At 66.2% G+C, this 17920-nt stretch carries 16 protein-coding genes; 9 read left to right on the top strand and 7 right to left on the bottom strand.

Annotated features, from left to right (window positions below):
* The first annotated feature begins 166 nt into the window (after nt 1-166).
* The gene (locus tag P8R42_01365; GenBank protein ID MDG2303295.1) at nt 167-1393 is read left to right on the top strand and encodes a CoA transferase; all 1227 of its coding nucleotides are present in this window, start codon (nt 167-169) and stop codon (nt 1391-1393) included.
* Between the two features lie 115 nt (nt 1394-1508).
* On the opposite strand, the gene P8R42_01360 is transcribed toward P8R42_01365, so the two are convergent.
* Complete coding sequence (locus P8R42_01360; GenBank protein MDG2303294.1) at nt 1509-1952, bottom strand: hypothetical protein; 444 nt, start codon at nt 1950-1952, stop codon at nt 1509-1511.
* Between the two features lie 302 nt (nt 1953-2254).
* Here P8R42_01360 and P8R42_01355 point away from each other — a divergent pair, with 302 nt between their 5' ends.
* Entirely contained in the window at nt 2255-4414 is a 2160-nt protein-coding gene (locus P8R42_01355) for a DUF3604 domain-containing protein (protein ID MDG2303293.1), read from the top strand.
* On the opposite strand, the gene P8R42_01350 is transcribed toward P8R42_01355, so the two are convergent.
* Entirely contained in the window at nt 4411-5409 is a 999-nt protein-coding gene (locus P8R42_01350) for a M48 family metallopeptidase (GenBank protein ID MDG2303292.1), read from the bottom strand. The genes P8R42_01355 and P8R42_01350 overlap by 4 nt on opposite strands.
* 68 nt (nt 5410-5477) lie before the next feature.
* Between P8R42_01350 and P8R42_01345 the strand changes: the two genes are divergently transcribed.
* The 5 genes from P8R42_01345 (at nt 5478) to P8R42_01325 (ending at nt 10964) form a co-directional block, all read left to right on the top strand.
* Complete coding sequence (locus P8R42_01345; protein MDG2303291.1) at nt 5478-7022, top strand: acyl-CoA synthetase; 1545 nt, start codon at nt 5478-5480, stop codon at nt 7020-7022.
* Nucleotides 7019-7990, top strand: coding sequence for an NADPH:quinone oxidoreductase family protein (locus P8R42_01340; GenBank protein MDG2303290.1), 972 nt, complete (start codon nt 7019-7021; stop codon nt 7988-7990). The genes P8R42_01345 and P8R42_01340 overlap by 4 nt, the downstream gene beginning before the upstream one ends.
* Nucleotides 7987-8733, top strand: coding sequence for an HAD family hydrolase (locus P8R42_01335; GenBank protein MDG2303289.1), 747 nt, complete (start codon nt 7987-7989; stop codon nt 8731-8733). Before P8R42_01340 ends, P8R42_01335 begins: the two co-directional genes overlap by 4 nt.
* Nucleotides 8734-8879: 146 nt before the next feature.
* Nucleotides 8880-10190 carry an MFS transporter gene (locus tag P8R42_01330; protein ID MDG2303288.1) on the top strand — a complete coding sequence of 437 codons (1311 nt, stop codon included), beginning with the start codon at nt 8880-8882 and terminating at the stop codon, nt 10188-10190.
* Nucleotides 10191-10256: 66 nt separating this feature from the next.
* Nucleotides 10257-10964, top strand: a complete 708-nt coding sequence (locus P8R42_01325) for a Coq4 family protein (GenBank protein MDG2303287.1) — start codon at nt 10257-10259, stop codon at nt 10962-10964.
* 10 nt (nt 10965-10974) lie between these two features.
* Here P8R42_01325 and P8R42_01320 read toward each other — a convergent pair whose 3' ends face one another.
* The gene (locus tag P8R42_01320) at nt 10975-11760 is read right to left on the bottom strand and encodes a DUF2889 domain-containing protein (GenBank protein MDG2303286.1); all 786 of its coding nucleotides are present in this window, start codon (nt 11758-11760) and stop codon (nt 10975-10977) included.
* A 60-nt stretch (nt 11761-11820) separates the two neighbouring features.
* Between P8R42_01320 and P8R42_01315 the strand changes: the two genes are divergently transcribed.
* Nucleotides 11821-12966: an acyl-CoA dehydrogenase family protein gene (locus P8R42_01315; protein ID MDG2303285.1), complete on the top strand. Its 1146-nt coding sequence runs from the start codon at nt 11821-11823 to the stop codon at nt 12964-12966.
* Nucleotides 12967-12975: 9 nt separating this feature from the next.
* On the opposite strand, the gene P8R42_01310 is transcribed toward P8R42_01315, so the two are convergent.
* Nucleotides 12976-13722, bottom strand: a complete 747-nt coding sequence (locus P8R42_01310; protein ID MDG2303284.1) for a nucleotidyltransferase family protein — start codon at nt 13720-13722, stop codon at nt 12976-12978.
* Nucleotides 13719-14912, bottom strand: a complete 1194-nt coding sequence (locus tag P8R42_01305) for a galactokinase family protein (protein MDG2303283.1) — start codon at nt 14910-14912, stop codon at nt 13719-13721. Before P8R42_01305 ends, P8R42_01310 begins: the two co-directional genes overlap by 4 nt.
* Between P8R42_01305 and P8R42_01300 the strand changes: the two genes are divergently transcribed.
* On the top strand, nt 14911-15369 hold the full coding sequence (locus tag P8R42_01300; GenBank protein MDG2303282.1) for a hypothetical protein: 459 nt from the start codon (nt 14911-14913) through the stop codon (nt 15367-15369). The genes P8R42_01305 and P8R42_01300 overlap by 2 nt on opposite strands.
* Before the next feature lie 125 nt (nt 15370-15494).
* Here P8R42_01300 and P8R42_01295 read toward each other — a convergent pair whose 3' ends face one another.
* A complete protein-coding gene (locus tag P8R42_01295; GenBank protein MDG2303281.1) occupies nt 15495-16889 on the bottom strand; it encodes a GDSL-type esterase/lipase family protein in 1395 nt (464 codons plus the stop codon).
* A 31-nt stretch (nt 16890-16920) separates the two neighbouring features.
* On the bottom strand, nt 16921-17784 hold the full coding sequence (locus P8R42_01290) for a hypothetical protein (GenBank protein MDG2303280.1): 864 nt from the start codon (nt 17782-17784) through the stop codon (nt 16921-16923).
* Nucleotides 17785-17920 lie beyond the last annotated feature (136 nt).

The following is a 17920-nucleotide window of genomic DNA, read 5'->3' as shown; positions in this document are numbered from 1 at the left end:
CAGAACGACGCCGAGCCCGCCCAGAAGAACGGATCCGATTCGAGCGGTGGGGTAGCCCCGAAAGGCCGGGTCGGTGGGGAGGCGTCGGTACATCCAATCCGCGTCCAAGCCCTACCCAGCGCGCTCGGACCGGGGTAGGCTCCCCGTTGAAAAGGGAGGTCACATCGTGAGTGACGTGATGAAGGGAATCAAAGTGCTCGAGGTCGCCGAACACACGTTCGTGCCGGCCGCGTCGGCGGTCTTGGCAGAGTGGGGCGCGGAGGTGATCAAGGTCGAACACATCACTCGCGGCGACGCGATGCGTGGGCTCGGCAGCAGTGGGGTCATGGATTTGGGCAAAGGCGTCCATGTCCTCTACGAGCATTCGAATCGGGGCAAGCGGAGCATCGCGCTCGATCTCACGCTTCCCGAAGGACTCGAGGTTCTCTACGAGCTCGTGAAAGCCTGCGACGTCTTCCTGACGAACAAGACGCTCGGGGTGGCGCGAAAGCTCAAGGTCGATGTCGACGACGTTCGCGCGCACAACCCCAAGATCATCTACGCGAGGGGGTCCGCGTACGGAACCAAGGGGCCGGAGGCGGAGCACGGCGGCTACGACATGACCGGTTTCTGGTGTCGAGGCGGCAGCGCTGCGTCATGTACGCCGCCCGATATCGGCGGCGCGATCACGCAACCGGGACCCGCCTACGGGGACTCGATGGGGGCAATGACGATCGCAGGCGGGATCTCCGCCGCGCTGTTCAAGCGTGAGCGAACGGGCGAGCCCTCCGTCGTGGATGTGTCGTTGCTCAGCATGGGCACGTGGGCCATGGGCGCGACGATGGCGCTGTCTCAGCAGATGGGGCAGGCGTGGCAGCACGCACCGATCAAGGGGCCAGGCCTCGGGTTCGGCAATCCGCTCGTCGGGACGTTCCTCACCAAGGACGATCGCTACCTGAACCTCACGATGCTTCAGGCGTTCAAGTACTGGCCCGATTTCTGCAACCACATCGACCGACCGGAGCTCGCCGCGGATCCGCGTTTCGACACGCACGAGCATCTCACCGAGAATGCCGCGGAGGCGCGGGAGATCGTCGTCGCCGCACTCGCGACGAAGACCCTCGCGGAATGGCGGGACAAGTTCTTCACGCTGAAGGGGCAATGGGCGCCGTTGCAGAACGTGCTCGAGCTGGCGGAAGACCCGCAGGTGCGGGCGAACGGCTACGTTGCCGGGGCGGAAACGAGCGGTGGTACGGCGTTCGAACTCGCAGCGACGCCCGTGCAGTTCGACGAGAAGCCCATGCCGACCCGGCGCGGACCGGACTTCAACGAGCACGGGGACGACATCCTGCAGGAGATCGGGCTTGATTGGGAGAAGATCATCGAGCTGAAGACGAAGGGCGCGGTGGCCTAGTGCAGCGTCGGCGGCAAGGCGTTTAGGCTATGTCGACGGCGCTGCACTAAGGGCGACCGCGCCCTCGACTAAACAAATTCGGCGCGACTAACCAACGTCCCTCTATAGTATCCCTCTATAGTAGTACGACGGTTTCGAGATGCTCGGGTGTAAGTGCGCGCCCGGCTCGTAGCGGTGAGTCATCGAAGGCCGGGAGCACCGAATTCGTTCCGGCCGCGAGCTTGTGGCACAGCACGCTGCTGATCGACTCGCCGGGTTCCACGAGATCGACGACCGGTGCGATCGCCGAGGGTTGGTCCAAGAGCTCGGCATAGGCATTCGCGGACGTCAGGGCGAGCTGTCCCTGCTTGGGGCTTGCGTTGTGGCAGATGACCGAGGTGCAGCCGTAGCCTTCGAAGACGACTGCCTGAATCGCTTCGAACTTGGTGGGGTAGGTCTCCTGGCCGACGCAGGCGCCGATGGTGCAGTCGGTGTCGCAACCGTCGTCGGCCTGGTTGCCGTCGTCGTATTCCTCGCCGAGTTCGAGCGCAGCGTTGCCGCAGACCTGCGGGAGGCACACGGCCGGCCTCGGCGCAGAACCACTTGTCCTCCGCACGGAAGTAAATCCAGGCCGGGTCGTGGGGGCCGCCGAGTTCCCACGGGAAGTTGGAGCCCGCCGCGATGATCTTGAGGAGCCCGCCGTTGTTCCCGGGCTTGAAGAGGACTTCCTGATGCCGCTGCGTGCCGCATCCTTATCGACGCGCTTGGAGCCCTTGCTGCCCTCCGGGTTGCCGAGCGCAACCCACTTCGTCGGATCCAGGGTGATCAGGTCGGCGCCCGGATTGACACGCGGTCACCTCGTGGCCTACCGACCGAGATGCGATGAAGCGCTTTCTCCGCACTCTTCTCTACGGCGTCGTCGGTGTCCTCGGGCTCGCGGTGCTCGTGGTCTCGGCCGTCCTCGCCGGGTTTTACTGGAACGCGAGTCGGTCGGACTGGCCGCGACCGGGCGAGATCGCGACCGAGCGCTTGCCCGCGGAGGTGGTCGCCTCGCGGACAGCCGAGCGATCGGAAGCGGCGACGGCTCTGGGTGCGCCGGGCAGGAAGCAAATCCTCTTCGGCGATCTGCATGTCCACACGTCGTACTCGACCGATGCGATGGCTCAGGGGCTCCCGGCGCTTCACGGGGAGGGCGCGCATCCGCCTGCCGACGCCTGTGATTTCGCGCGCTTCTGTTCTGCTCTCGACTTCTGGAGCATCAACGATCACGCGGAATCCCTCACGGCCAAGGAGTGGGCGGAGACTCGCGAAGTGATCCGGAATTGCAATCGCGTCGCGGGCGATCCGCGTGATCCGGACCTGGTGTCATTCCTTGGTTGGGAATGGTCGCAGGGCGGGATGACTCCCGACACCCACTTCGGACACAAGAACGTGGTCGTCCTCGGCACCGAGGAAGAGGAAGTGCCGTTGCGACCGATCGCGTCGGCGGGGCCTGCGAATCTGGTGTGGGGGATGGTGGGCCTCGGGCTGTCGCTCGGCGACCTCGATCGTTGGGATGAGTACGCCGACGTTCATCGCGCGACGTTGGCTACGTTTAGGCGTGAAGAGTGTGCGCACGGAGTCGACGTCCACGACTTGCCGCCCGATTGCTACGAGACGGCGGCGACGCCCGCCGTGCTCTTCGAGAAACTCGATCAGTGGGATTTCCCGGCACTGGTCATTCCGCACGGCCTCGCGTGGGGGATCACGAATCCGAAGGGGCAGGATCTCGCCTACCAACTCGGCGGAGGTCTCCACGATCCGGCCCGGCAGCGTTTGATCGAGGTCTACTCGGGGCATGGAAACTCCGAGGTCTTCGCGGAGCTAACCGACGCCCATGTGACCGAGGACACGAAGCTCGTTTGTCCCGAGCCGACCGAGGCGTTCGAGCCCTGTTGCTGGAGGGCGGGAGAGATCGTTCGCGCTCGGTGCGTGGATCCCAAAAGTCCCGAGTGTCAGTACCAGGTCGACGCGGCGCGGGCTCGCGGCTCGACGGGAGAGTTCCTGAGCCCCACGGGTGCCGTTCTGCACAGCAGCATCGGGGATTTCGGCGAGTGCGGACAGTTGCGGGACGCTTTCTTGCCCGCATTCAACTACCGACCGAAGGGGAGCGCGCAGTATGGCCTGGCGCTCGGCAACTTCGACGACGGTGGAGTTCCGACACGGTTCCGGTTCGGGTTGATGGCGTCGAGTGACAACCACCGCGCCCGGGGTGGGTCCGGCTACAAGGAGTTCGGTCGTACGAGGATGACGGACGGTGCGGCCATGGGATCCGATTGGCGTGACGCGCGGGGCTCTTCCTTCTACTACACCGGCGGACTCGTCGCCGTGCATTCGAGCGGACGAGACCGCGGCGCAATCTTCGACGCTCTCGACCGGCGCGAGGTTTACGGGACCTCCGGCGACCGGATTCTCTTGTGGTTCGATCTCGTGCAGCCCGATGGAGAGCGGGTGCCCATGGGCACCGAGGTCGAGGTGTCCGGCGTGCCGAGTTTTGAAGTGCGCGCTGCGGGTGCGTTCGAGCAGCGTCCCGGTTGTCCGGACGTCGTGACCGAGCGCCTGACGCCGGAGCGTCTTCAGCGTCTCTGTCTCGGGGAGTGCCACCACCCCGGTGAGACACGTCGGGCGATCACCCGAATCGAAGTCGTTCGGATCCGGCCGCAGGTCGAAGCTGGCGAAGCCGTGGGTCCGCTGATCGAGGATCCCTGGAAGGTGCTCGATTGTCCGGGCGATCCCGTGGGCTGCGGGGTTTCGTTCGACGACCCGGGGTTCGCGGCCTCGGGTCGTGAGGCCGTGTACTACGTGCGTGCAATTCAGGAGTTGTCGCCTGCAGTCAACGGCGATCCGCTAAACTGTGAGCGAGACACGGACGGTGTCTGTGTGAAGGGGCGGGTGTGCCCGGGCGGCGGCGAGCACGGACCGCCGGTCGACGATTGTCTGGCCGACGTGGAAGAGCGCGCGTGGTCCTCACCGATTTTCGTCGAGGCCGCGGCCCCGCGCTAACGAGCGTCCTTCTCGGGGTCGAGGCCTTCGATCGTCTCCGGGAAGAGGGGGGCGCCGCGTCGCTGCTTCTCCCGAATTTCGGCGACGGCCCGATCGAGCGCGGCGACGCGACCCGGTGTGCCGGGGTGGGCGGGCGACGCGCGTTCGCTGATGAGTTCGGGATGCTCGGCAGCGAGCCGGCGGACGAAGTCCGCGGCGGCGGCCGGGTCGTAGCCGGCGCGGGCAGCCAGGTATACGCCAATGTAGTCGGCGGCTCGTTCGCGACTGCGCCGCCGCGAACGACGGTGGCCGAGGATGCGATGCGCCAACTCATGGCCGATCACGACGGCGAGCTCGTCATCACGTTCGACGAACCGGAGCAGACCGGTAGTGATGATGATCGTCTCTCCGGAGACGTGTGCGTTCACCATGTCACCGACCGTTGCGGTGACGGGGTACTCGCACTCGGCCACGTACGGAATCTTTTCGCGGATCGGCTTGCCGTGGCGAGAGACTTCGAGCCAGAGAGGGGAGCCCGGTGTGTCGGTCAGGGCTTTGAGGTCGATGATGTGGTCGCCCACCTGGATTCCGACCTCGGAGGCGGGAGAGTCGGGTAGAACGGCGAGCACTTCGGGACCGCCTTCGATCTGCCACACCTCGCGCATGGCGGCCCCGGCCTCTTTCCAGGCCTGGTGTTGCCCGAGCTTTCGCGCCACGCTGCTGCGACTGGCGCTGAGGATTCCGATGTACGGCTTGGTGTCCTCTCCGCAGAACGGCGCGCCGGCAACCGTGATTCGTGCACCGACGCGTGAGACCCGTTCCATGTGCCCGAGGAGGTGCGCGGCGGCCTGCTGATACTGTCGCTGGCGTTCGGCCTCGACCTCGGCCGTGGGGGCGCGCGGCGGTGCCGCGGGTGGGCCGCAGGCCACGGCGAGCAGCGCCGCGGTTCCAAGGAGGAATGCAGAGAGAGGGCGCGGCGAGGCGCGGCGGCATTTCGCCGGCAAAAGGTCGGGCACGTCTGGGATTACACCCTCGATTCGCCGACGCAGCAAGCGCGTCTCGACATGTGCTAAACGTATCGGCCGTGCATCCGAAAATTCATGCCCGCGCCACGCCCGACAAGCCTGCGTATATTCTCGCGCGCTCTGGCGAGATCGTTACGTATCGCCAGCTCGACGAGCGGTCGAATCAGTGCGCGCACCTCCTGCGGAACCGCGGCGTTAGGCGTGGCGGTGCGATCGCGATGCTACAGGTGAACGATCGATACTATCACGAGCCGTGCTGGGCGGCGCAGCGCTCGGGGCTTTACTACACACCGTTGAGCACCCACCTGACTGCGGACGAGATCGAGTACATCGTGCGCGATTGTGGTGCGGAGGTGGTGATTGCCTCGCGGGAGCTGGCCGGGGTGGCCGAGCTGCTGGTCGCTCGACTGCCGCACGTGCACACCTGGCTGATGATCGGCGGCACGGTGCCCGGGTTCGAGAGCTACGAGAATGCCGTTGCCGGCCGGCCCACGACGCCGATCCCGGACGAATGCGAGGGGCAGGACATGCTCTACTCGTCGGGCACGACGGGGCATCCGAAGGGCATTCGGGTTCCGCTTCCCGACCGGGCCATCGGTGATGCGGACCCGATGATGCTGGGGCTGACCCAAGGCTTTTGGCAGGTGAGCGCGGACGACGTCTATCTCTCGCCCGCGCCGCTGTACCACTCGGCGCCGCTCCGCTGTACGATGGCGATGCAGCGAATCGGTGCCACGTCGGTTCTCATGGAGAAGTTCGATCCCGAGGAGGCCCTGCGGCTCATCGATTGCCATCACGTCACGTTGAGTCAGTGGGTGCCGACGATGTTCGTTCGGCTGCTGCGGCTCTCAGGCGACGTCCGGAGACGATACGATCTCTCGAGCCACCGCCTCGCCGTGCACGCGGCTGCTCCGTGTCCGGTGCCGGTGAAAGAGGAGATGATCGAGTGGTGGGGGCCGATCCTCTACGAGTACTACGCCGCGACGGAGGCGAACGGCTCGACGAGCCTTTCGAGCGAGGAGTGGCTCGCGCATCGTGGTTCCGTCGGTCGCCCCCAGCACTGTGCGGTCCGCATCGTCGGGGAGGACGGTACCGAGCTGCCCGTCGGCGAGGTCGGAACCGTCTACTTCGAAGGCGGCGCGCGCTTCGAATACCACAACGACCCCGACAAGACGGCGCGCAGCTACACGACGGAGGGCTGGTCGACCGTGGGCGATGTGGGCCGGGTTGATGAGGAGGGCTATCTCTACCTCACCGACCGCAAGGCACACATGATCATCAGCGGCGGGGTGAACGTGTATCCACAGGAAGCCGAGAACCTTCTCGTCACGCATCCCAAGGTGGCGGATGTCGCGGTGATTGGCGTACCGAACGAGGAGTTCGGTGAGGAGGTAAAGGCGGTCGTCCAACTCCTCGACTGCGCCGAGGCGGGTCCTGCGCTCGAACGGGAATTGATCGCTTGGTGTCGCGCGCGCTTGTCGGGTGTGAAGTGTCCGCGCTCCGTCGACTTCACAGACGAATTGCCTCGTGCCGAGAGCGGGAAGCTCTACAAGCGGCTTCTCCGCGATCGATATTGGCAAGACCACGAGACGCGTATCCGATGAAGGCGATTGTCTGTCACGCCTACGGGCCGCCGCGTACGCTCAATCTGGAGGAGCTCCCGGCGCCCGTCCCGGCGGCGCAAGAAGTCCTCGTCGACGTTGGCGCCGTCTCGGTGAACTTCCCGGACGCTCTGATCGTCGCGAATCGCTACCAGATCTCCGTCGATCCACCATTCACCCCGGGCAGCGATTTCGCCGGGACCGTCTGCGGCGTCGGCGCGGCGGTCTCGGGCCTGGCGCCGGGGGACCGGGTCTTCGGAAGCGTATTCACCGGGGCGTACGCGGAGAAATTGGCCGTTCCCGCTGCCGGGCTGCAACGCATTCCGGATTGCGTGGACTTTGCCCAAGCGGCTGCGTTTCCGACGGCGTACTCCACAGCCTACGACGCCGTGCGAACCACCGCGGCGATCGAGCCCGGTCAGACGCTTGTTGTCCTGGGGGCGGCGGGCGGCGTGGGTTCTGCGGCCGTGCAGATCGGGAAGCTCCTGGGTGCTCGGGTGATCGCGTGCGCCTCGTCCGAGCCCAAGGTCGCCGTCGCGCGCAGCATCGGCGCGGACGAGGGAGTGGTCTACGGAGTGGAGCCTCTGAAGGAGCGCTTGAAGGAGCTGACCGGGGGCGGAGCCGATGCGGTCATCGACCCGGTCGGGGGAGCGTATGCGGAAGAAGCTCTCCGTGCGACGCGCTACGGGGGGCGCTACGTCGTGATCGGATTCGCCAGCGGGCAGATCCCGAGCATTCCCCTGAACCTCGTTCTTCTGAAGGGCGTGATCGTGAAGGGCTACGAGATCGCGTCCTTTCTCACGCGGGAGGCTGCGGCGGCGGAGCGCAATCGGGCGGAGATGCGCGCGTATCTCGAGGCGGGTCGACTGCGGCCGTACATCGGAGGCCGCTACCCGCTCGACCGCGCCGGAGAGGCGATGGCTCGCGTGTTGGACCGCCGGGCTGTGGGCAAGATCGTGATTGAGCCATGACGGTCGTTCGCGCAGTTCTCTTCGATCTCTTCGACACCCTCGTCGACCTGCACTTCTCTCGTCTGCCGATGGCCGCGATTGGCGGTCGGACGATGCCCTCGACGATTCTTTCTCAACACGAGGCGATCGCTCTGCGGGGCCACGACGTTCCGTTCGACGACTTCCTTGCAACGCTCCGCGAGACCGATCGCGAACTCATGGAGAGCCATATTGACCGGGGGATCGAGCTGCCGACCCTCCTGCGGTTCTCGCGCGTCGTGGAGCGGCTCGAGTTGGATGACGCCGGATTGCCGGAGGCCCTCACGCGGGCGCACATGGGCAAGATTCAGGATGTCGCGGAGACGCCGGCCCATCATGACGAGGTGCTCGCCGAGCTCGCTCGCAGCCGGCGCCTCGGCCTGTGTTCGAACTTCAGTCACACCGAGACGGCACTCGACATCCTCGAAACGGCGGAGCTCAAGAGACACTTCTCCGCGCTCACGGTGTCGGAGACCGTCGGGATTCGAAAGCCGCGTCCCGAGATCTTCCGTCATGCACTCGAGGCGTTGGGCACGACGCCGGAAGAGACCGTGCACGTGGGCGACAACCTCGACGCGGACGTTCGCGGCGCCTCCAGCTTGGGGATGCGAACGGTATGGGTTGAGCGGCGGGTGCGCGACAAAGAACGTGCGTTGCGCGAGTACGACGGTCCCGAGCCGACGTGGGTCATCCGCGATCTGTCGGAACTTGTGAGTCTGCTGTAGCGGAGTTCATGCGCGCCTCGGGTGAAGTCGCGCACCGCGGCTGCTAAAGACGTCGAGTCGCTGATGGCCCGCGCGTTCGCTGCGGGGGCGGATCCGACGCGCCTCGGCTTTCGACGTTCGAGCGTGCCGCCGACATCACCTTCACCATGGTCAAGTCTCACGCAGAGGAGAGTCTGGGTTCGAATCCGGGCGAGGCTGCGCTCAACCCTGCGGACTCGGTAGCGATGGGCGTACCGTCGTCGCGGGCGCCTCACACCGTCGAGCCGATTCAGAGTGGGATCTTCGCCGCCCTGAGGCATCGAGACTACCAGCTGTTGTTCGCGGCCTTTGTCGTGAACCAGACGGGCTTTTGGCTTGCGCACATCTCGCTCCAAGCGCTGATGGTGGACTTGAGTCACGGCGATCCGTTCCAGGTCGGATTGCTCACGTTTGCGCTGCTGATTCCCGCACTCGTATTGGCGCCGATCGCGGGGGCACTCGCGGATCGCATCGACCGCAAGACAATCGTCCTCACCTGCTACGCCATGGTGGTCGTCGTCTCGGGAATTCTGGGGTGGTTGTCTTCTTACGAGCTCATCACTCCCGCGGTGTTGCTCGGCCTGGCATTCTGGATGGGGTCGACCTTCGCGTTCGCGGGGCCGGCGACCATGGCGATCGCGGCGAACGCAGTTCACCGCGAGGATCTCGCAAGCGCGGTGGCCCTGCAGTCGGCGATGAACAACCTGACCCGTGTCGTGGGGCCCTTGCTCGCAGCGCCGCTCGTCGCGTCGGGCCGCTATGCGGTCGGGTTCTTGGTCTTCGCCGGAGCTTCCGCGGTTGCCGGCGTGCTCGTCAGTCGGATGCGCGTCTCGAATGAGATCGACGAAGACGAGACGAGCGGCATCTTGGAGCGGATCCGCGACGGGTGGGACCACGCTCGGGAGCGTCGTCCGGCCCTCGCGGCGATCGCGACGGCGGGGTGCTTGTCGGTCTTCGGGATCGGCCACATCGCGATGCTCCCCGTGTTCGCGGCCAGGGTTCTTGGGGACGAAGGCCTGTTCCCGTGGCTGGTTGCGACGACGGCGTTTGGCGCGATGCTGGGCGCGCTCGTCACGGGTCGTGACCCGCGACCGACCCTCGCAAAGGCGGCGGTCCGTCTGGCGCTGTACGGGCTCGCCTTCGCGGTCTTTGCGTCGAGCACCGTGCCGTGGATGGCTTTCGGCGCGCAGTTCGTCGTCGGGTACTTCTACTTCGCGGTCATGACGGGTCTGCAGACGTTGATTCAGCAGCTCGTGGACGACGACAACCGGGGTCGCGTGATGAGCCTCTTCCAGGTCGCCTGGGGCGGCCTGACGCCCATCGGGTCCCTGGCGATGGGGGCGGTGGCCGGGCTGATCGGTATCGGGGCGACTCTGCAGTTCGCGGCGCTCGGCTGTGTCGTATCCGGAGTCGCGATGCGGTTGTATGCGCGCCGCTGACGGTTCTTCATTGATTCCTCGGACATCGGACTTGCGCGAATCGGATCAGATGACCACAAGGGAACTGTGGGTCGCTCACAATGGATTCGTCCGCTCGATGCGGTCAGTGCTCTTCGCCGGATCTGGCAGGATCCGGAGAACACGGGTCCGGTCTTGGAGCTCTACGATGCGCTCGACGGCCCCTTCGAGGAGGGTTGGTTCCGACGCTTCCGGGCGAGTCGTGTCGGGCAGAGGGTCGTCGACGAAGAACGGGATCTCCTCTCGGTCCTGGTTGACCGCACGTGGCTCGCGAAAATGCCGGACGGAAGTCTCGGCCGTGTGTACCTCGACTTCGTGGAGCGTGAGGACCTGTCCGCAGAAGCATTGGTAGAGGCGAGCGGTGCCACCGAGGACCTCGGCGACGAACCCTGGGCCGACGAGGGCCGCGCCCGATTCTTCGCGAGGCGGCGCGATCAGCACGATCTCGAACACGTGGTCGCAGGCTATGACTGCGACCTCCGCGGCGAGACGGCGCTGTTGGCCTTCTGCCTGGGACAGGTGACGAGTCTCGCTACCGGTGTTCTGATTGCGCTTGGGCTGATCGGGCTGGATGCCGAAGGTCGCCGCTTCGTGTGGGCCTCGTACCAACGAGGTCGACGTGCGGCCTGGCTCCCCGCGACGGATTGGGAGAATCTCCTCGCGTTGCCGCTCGATGACGTTCGCTTGCTGCTCGGTCTGGGTGAGTCCCCCATGCACGGGCGCGTGCGGGGGGACCATCCGTCTGTCGCGGCTTAGTCTAGCGGTCTCAGCGGGGGCGCTTGTGAAAGTGCTGGATGTCGGCCGGCGTGGGGTTGAGGCTTGCGCGTCGCGCGTCGTCGGCCGGGGCGATGTTGCGCGCCGATCCCACGATTCGATGTGAGCGTTCGCCGTGTGCCGCCGAGTAGGTGTGACACACGCCCAGAGACGTTCCGGGCACGTCGATGGCGCGCGGTGCATCATCGAGATCTATTCTGCGGCCACTCGCGATGATGCAGGCCCGATTCAGGAGTAGAACGCCTTCGCTTATCTCCGCCTCGAAGGTGCTCTCGGCCCACGCCGCGAAGTTGCCGCCCACGAGAACCTGGTCCGCAAACGGCGCGGGTCCGGCGATGCCGTAGCCATCGAGATCCCACTCGAGTAGGAGCTCGCCGTCCCGGTGCAGAGTCGCGCGCGTCTTCCCGTCAACGCGGTCGGGGACGATCGCCCTGTACACGGTCGAGGCCGCACCCCGACCCGCGCGCGCCGCCGCAACGCAGGCGGCATCGTACAGGTGTGTGCACTGCAACTTGGCCGGCGCCAACCGAGCGACCTCACGGATCGAGCCTTTGAGTGGTGCACCGACGAGCCCGCGCAGCGGCTCCACGGAACCACCACAGGTCTCCCACGGGATTCGGAGCGCCTCGCCGGTGACGGACGTGATCGTCCTGCCGTCATGTTCGATCGTGGCGCGGAAGTGGTGGAAGTCGTCGACGAGCTCGCCGATTGCGCGCCGCGGTTCCACTGTGACGTGGATCTCGCGAGCGAAGCCCGCCGTCGTGTCGGAAGAAGGCATGTGTGATGGTCCTCTAACACCTTTGTACGAGCCGCTCATGGGCGCTATGGAATCGAATCCGTGGATACCGTCGCTGCCGCTCGCTCACTCGCCCCGATTCTGCGGGACCGTGCCGCCGAGATCGAAGCCGCCCGCCGGCTCCCCGAAGATCTGGCACGCCGATTCGCGGAGGAGGGGTTCTGTCGACTCCTGGTCCCCGAGGCCTACGGTGGACTCGAGGCACCGCCCGCCCAGATGTTGGAGACTGTAGAGGCTCTTGCGGAGGCCGACGGGTCCGCTGCCTGGTGTGTCTTCATCTACGCAACCTCGGGGAGCCTGCTTGGGTACGTGGCTGAAACCGAAGCGCGATGCATCTTCGCCGCTCCGGAAACAATTCTTGCCGGCGTATTCGCGCCGCAAGGGGAGGCGGTAGGCGAGGGCGACGGCTTCCGGGTGAACGGTCGATGGCAGTGGGGCTCGGGTTCGCAGAACGCCGACTGGGTCATGGGTGGCTGTCGGGTGATCCGAGACGGGACGATGGTGGCCGCCCCGAGCGGAGCGCCGATTCCGCATCTGCTTCTCGCACCGGCGGTCGACATTGCGTTCTTCGATACGTGGGACGTCTCGGGGCTGTGCGGCACGGGCTCGACGGACTTCGCGATGGAGAATGTGTTCGTGCCGGGCGGCCGGGCCGTGGCTCTTTCGGTCGATCGCCCGCTGGATCGTCCACTGTATCAGTTCCCGAACTTTGCGTTGCTCGCGCTCGGGATCGCCGGTGTCGCCATGGGTCTGGCCCGTTCCGCGATCCGCGAGTTGGTGGACCTCGCGGGTGCGAAGACGCCGGCCGGAGCGACTCGCCCCCTGGCGAACCGGCCGCACTCGCAGAGTGAGGTGGCGAAGGCGGAGGCGGGGCTACGATCGGCGCGGGCGTTCCTGTTCGAGACCGTCGCGGCTGCGTCGGAAGCGGCCGCCGCGGGTGGACCGATTCCCGTCGACCGCAAACGCGATCTACGGCTCGCCACGACGTGGGCGACTCGATCTGCGGCGGAGGCCGTGGACCGGATGTACGAGTTGGGCGGCGGCTCGTCGGTGCACCGTGCCTCGAAACTGCAGCGGGTGTTCCGCGACGTTCATGTCGCGACACAGCACATGATGGTGGCACCGACCACATACGAACTCACGGGTCGGCTTCTTCTCGGACAGGAAACCGACACCACGTTCCTCTGAGCGGCCCTACTAGGGTTTGCGCGAGAGGAGCCACGCCTCCGCAGCGCGGTATCCCTCGGGGTCGCCTATGTCGAGGCGGTCGCCCTTCATCTCGTGGGTGAACACGGCGTCGCGCTCTGCGAGCCATGAGATGAAATGGCCCGGTGCATCCGTGTTCGGCGCTTCGGCGAGGAACGTGTCGAGTAGCGTGAGCGCGTGCGGTTCGAAGATGTAGAGCGCCGGGCAGCTGTACTGGCTCGGCGGGATGGTCGGCTTTTCGTGAAGTCGCAGCAGGCGGCCTCCCGGCCCGACCTCCGGGACGCCGGTACGGCGAAGGGCCGCCGGGTCGGACTCGGGCTTCATGACGACGAGCGTGCGCGGGTTGGCCTCGTGATCGCCAAGAAAGTCGCCCAGGGGAAAGTCGAAGAGATTGTCGCCGGCCGCGACGAGCAAGGGGCCGCGGAGAGCGTTGCGGTGGGTGGCGAAGGCGAGGTCGCCGACGGCCCCAAGTCGGTTTTCATTCTCGGTCGCGCCGTCGTTCGAGACGACGACGGACAGTCCGCGGTTTCGGAGCTTGGTCGCCCACTCTTCGAATTGGTCGGCAAAGCGGGCGTTCGTGACGACGTGGATGTCGTCGACCAGACCCGTCGACGCCAGCTGGTCGACGAGGTGCTCGACGAGCGGTTTCTTCGCGATGGGGAGGAGGGCTTTGGGTCGCCCCTTGGCGACGGGACCAAGGCGGGTGCCGAAGCCCGCACAGAGGAGGAGGATGTTCATCGAACGTTCAGCCCGTCGCGGCTTTGGGCGAGGAATACGTACGCCGAGGTGAGCTCGGGCGCGAGGCGGCGGTACTCGCGTTCGATGCGTTCGAGGCATTCCTGCGCGCGGTCGGCGGCGACGAGCCCCACGACACAGCCGCCGAACCCGGCACCGCTGAACCGCGCTCCGTAGACCCCGGGCGTTCTGCAGATGAGCTCGTGCAGGGCGCCGATCTCCGGAGAGCCGACTTCGAAGTTCTCGATCGAGCTCCGGCACGAATCGCTCATGAGGCGTCCGAATCCCTCGAGGTCGCCGTTACGCCACGTTTCGACGCCTGCTCGGACTCGGTGCCGCTCCTCGAAAAAGTGCCGTGCGCGCTTCTGCAGGGTGGAGGGGAGGGCGTCCAGATGCTCTTCGAATACCGCGTCGATGTGGTCGCCGAGCTTCTCCGCGGCCGCATTTCCGCATAGCTGCCCCAGGTGTCGTGCGGCCTCGTGGCACTGATCGACGCGGTCGTTGAAGCCGGTATGGCGCAGATTGCGATCGACCCCGGAGAACGCGACGAGGAACGTGCTCTGGGAAGCGGCCTTTTCCCCCGGGATCGGTTCGAACTCGCACTGGAGGGTGTCGATCGAAACGAGATGGTCGCGCTTTGATGCCACGATGCAGGCCGGGTCGAGGATCCCGCACTTCACGCCCACGTACTCGTTCTCGGCCTGGCGCGCGAAGTTCACCAACTCCTGAGGGCTGAGCTCGATCCCGTTCTCATGGGCGATCGCCGTGAGGTAGGCCAGTACGACCGACGCCGACGAACTCAGCCCACCGCCGGGCAGGGAGCCCTCGACCCGTCCGACGATGCCGCGCAGTGGTGCGGGCGTGCGTGTCCCTAGGGTCGCGGCGGCCGCCCAGAAGTAGCGGCCCCAGCCTTCCGGCGCGCTCTTGGTCGTCGTCAGATCCGTCTCGTACTGGCCCTCGAAGTTGGTGCTCTGGAGGCGGCAGGCCGACGACCCCGACGGCGCGAATGCCAGGAGGGTTCCGGCGTCGATTGCCGTGCCGAGTACGGGGCCGCCCTGATGGTCGACGTGCGCCCCGATCGGGCAGATCCGATACGGGGAGACCACGACGTTGGCTTCGCCCGCACCTATCTCGGTTTCGTCGCGCAGCCGCTGACGCAGGCGCTCGACTCGTTCTTCCAGGGAGAGGGTCATGAGGGGGTCCGGGCCGTCTGAGGATTCCATAGTCGTTGGGTCGCGACGGGGCACGCGGGCGTGGGCCGATCCGGACTTCGTGAGTCAGGCGCGGCTTACGCAGTGGGTCATTCGTGGGGCGGCTGGCACGCTGCTCGAATTGTTGGTGTTCGTCGCCATCATCGGCATTCTCGCGGCAATCGCGATTTCGCAGTTCTCGGCCTACCGAGCCCAGGGCTTCAACGCGCGTTTTTCGTCGGACATCCGGAACATGGCAACGGCGCAGGAAGCCTACGTCGCAGCGAACGCGGCCTACACCTCGGACGTGGCCAGTCTCACCGGGTTCGCACAATCCCCGGGCGTGAACCTCACGGTCACACCGGCCGGAACCTTCTTCACGGCTGTTGCGGACCACACCAATGGCGACAAGACGTTCAACTGGGACTCCGCGAACGGCGGTCTCCAGGACGCGCCGTAAGTCGCCTCCCTTCCCACCCTTCCATCCCCCGATGGATCCGCGCCAGGTCTCCCCCCTCTCGACTTCGGCGTGGATTCAACGACAGCAGGCCGCGTCTCTCGACGCGGCCTGCTATCGTTGAGGGCTCAGGACTGGGGCGCGGCGGCGCGAACGCCGTCGGCGACGCGGCGGGCGAGGATCTCCTTGCCCAGCTCGGTCATGTGCCCGAAGTCGCCTGCAAACTCATCCTCGTAGACGCGCCAGAATCCATGACGGTCGATGGCCTCGCGGAACGAAGCCGCGTTGTCCACGAAGACGACGTCCGGAGCACCGTCGAGCATCTCCTTCACCTCGTCGATCGAGCGGCCGGGGTACTGGGAGGCAACGAGCTGCACGCGGCGGTCTCGAAGCGAGTCGTAGAGCGTGCGGTAGCTTCTCGCTGTGAACGAGTGGTCGAGCCGACCGCGCAACTCGCGTGCGGCGGTCGTGTGGTGTTCGGCTGCAGCCGAGTCTCCGCGGGCCTCTTCGCTGCGTGCGATGCGATCGCGGAACTCGGCGCGGATCAGCGTGGCGTCGGTCGGAAGTTTGGCGAGCCCCGCTTCGAGCTCCGCCACGGCTGTGTCCCAGTCGGCACGTTGGGCTGCTTCGCGCGAAGGGAACTCATACGCGGCAGCGAGGAGTCGTCGCCATCGCTGATGTTCCGGAGCGGGGGAAGGCGCATCGAGCAAGAGGGCGCGGGTTTCGTCGTAGGCACGAACGTCGAGATGGAGCCGGGCGAGGGTGAGCCTCGTGGCCAGGTCGGTTGGTGTCGCCGCGAGTCGCTTGCCGAGAGCGGAGTTCGCCGGCTCGAGAAGGGCGCTCCGGTCGCGAAGTCCCTGCGCGCCCTCGATCTGGATTCGCAGGCGCCACGCGTCGTAGGAACGCGGCGCGGTTTCCGTGGCTCGACGGACGAGAGCGTGGGCCTCGGAAAGGTCGCCCTCTCCGAGGCGGTCCTCCGCTTCGGCGAGCAGGCCGGGTGCCTCGGGAGTCTCTGCCATGACGGGACCGCCGCCGATTCCCGACCAGCGGTCGCCGAGGTGTTCGCTCAGAAGCCGGTAGAGCTCGACCACGCGCAGGCTCGAGAGCATCGTGCCGAGACCGCGGACCGGTGCGTCCTTCGGGTCGTTAATCCCCATCATCGAGACGACGACATCGGGCTCGTAGCGATCGAGGAGGCCGGGGAGGCGTTCGAGGATCTGGTCGGTCGTAGTTCCGGCGATGCCTTCGTTGAACACGCGATAGGGAGGTACGGGCTGTCCTTCGTTCAGGATCCGCTCGAGGACCGCCGGATACCCGTAGGCCGTCGTGGACTCGCCGAGACACAGGACGCGGATGGCGCCGTCGTCGTCGAGCCGGGCGGTGTTCGCTCGGTCCTGCGACCGGGTCCAGAACGCCCCGCTGATGCGGAGGCCGACCTCGAGGAGGAGCAGCGGAAGCAGGAGCCCGAGAAGGACGAGACCTGCGCGTTGGGCCCGGGTGGGGCGACTTCCTGGCCCAGCCATCCCAAGCGCCCTAGCACGCCGGGGCGGCGGCTCAGAACCGCGCGATGAGCGAGGCTAGAACGGACCGGCGGGTGCCGATACCTCCCTCGACGAGGAGGTTCAGGTGTTTCCAGAAATCGATGTTCACCCCGATCGAGCCGTTCCACGCATCGGCCTCGCGGATGTCGAGGTCGTATCCGACCGCGAGCGGGCCGAGGTCGTAGCTGCCGAAGACGTTCTGAGAGATCGACATGTAGTTCGCTCCGACGATGAGGACGCCCTCGATGCCGTCGTGGCCGGCGCGAACGCCGACTCGAGGTGACACCAGCAGACTGCCCACCTTGGAGTCGATCACGTCGACGCTGCTCACCGTGTAGGTGAGGTTCACGAGGCCGATGTAGCGGTCCCACCCGCCGGTGAGGATGCCGCCGCCACCCCACGTCCACACTTCGTAGGGAACTTCGACGTCGAGTCGGGGAAGCAGATTCGGGATGCTGACGGTGATGTCCGCGTTGCCTTGGCTGTAGCCACCGACCATGTACAGATCGAGGAAGGGCAGGATCCAGATGTCGATTGTGCCGGTGAAGCTGTCGGTCGACACTTTGACATCGCTCAAGTCCGATGGAGGAACTGGGATCGTCGCACCTCCCAGGCTCGCGTCGAGTCGCGTGATCTCGAGCTTGTCCCAGGTGTGCATGTAGGCGAAGTTCACGCCGACCGGGAGCGGAAGCTCGTCCTGACGCTCGCCGGCGATCGACTTGAACAGAGGCAGGTTGGCGGTGAGGTTGCGCTGCGCGGTTCCTCCCGCAGCTTCGATGTCCTCTGTAATCTCCTCGGCCTCAGCTGCCGGCGCGATCGCGATCGCGATCGCAACGCCGAGGGCGAGGATCCATGAATGCAGGCGCAAAACGGTCACGAAGGTTTTTCGGGCGCTGGCGACCGGGCCTTTAATGGGGCCCCACCATCCTGCAGGTCTGAGGCGGCACTGGGAGCTTCGACTGATTTCGGCCGACAGCCCCCCCCCGTGCCCCGGTCGTGCACATCAGCTCGCG

This window comes from Candidatus Binatia bacterium, from assembly GCA_029243485.1.
Taxonomy (GTDB): domain Bacteria; phylum Desulfobacterota; class Binatia; order UBA12015; family UBA12015; genus VGTG01.
This window is presented reverse-complemented; position numbering and strand designations above follow the sequence as displayed.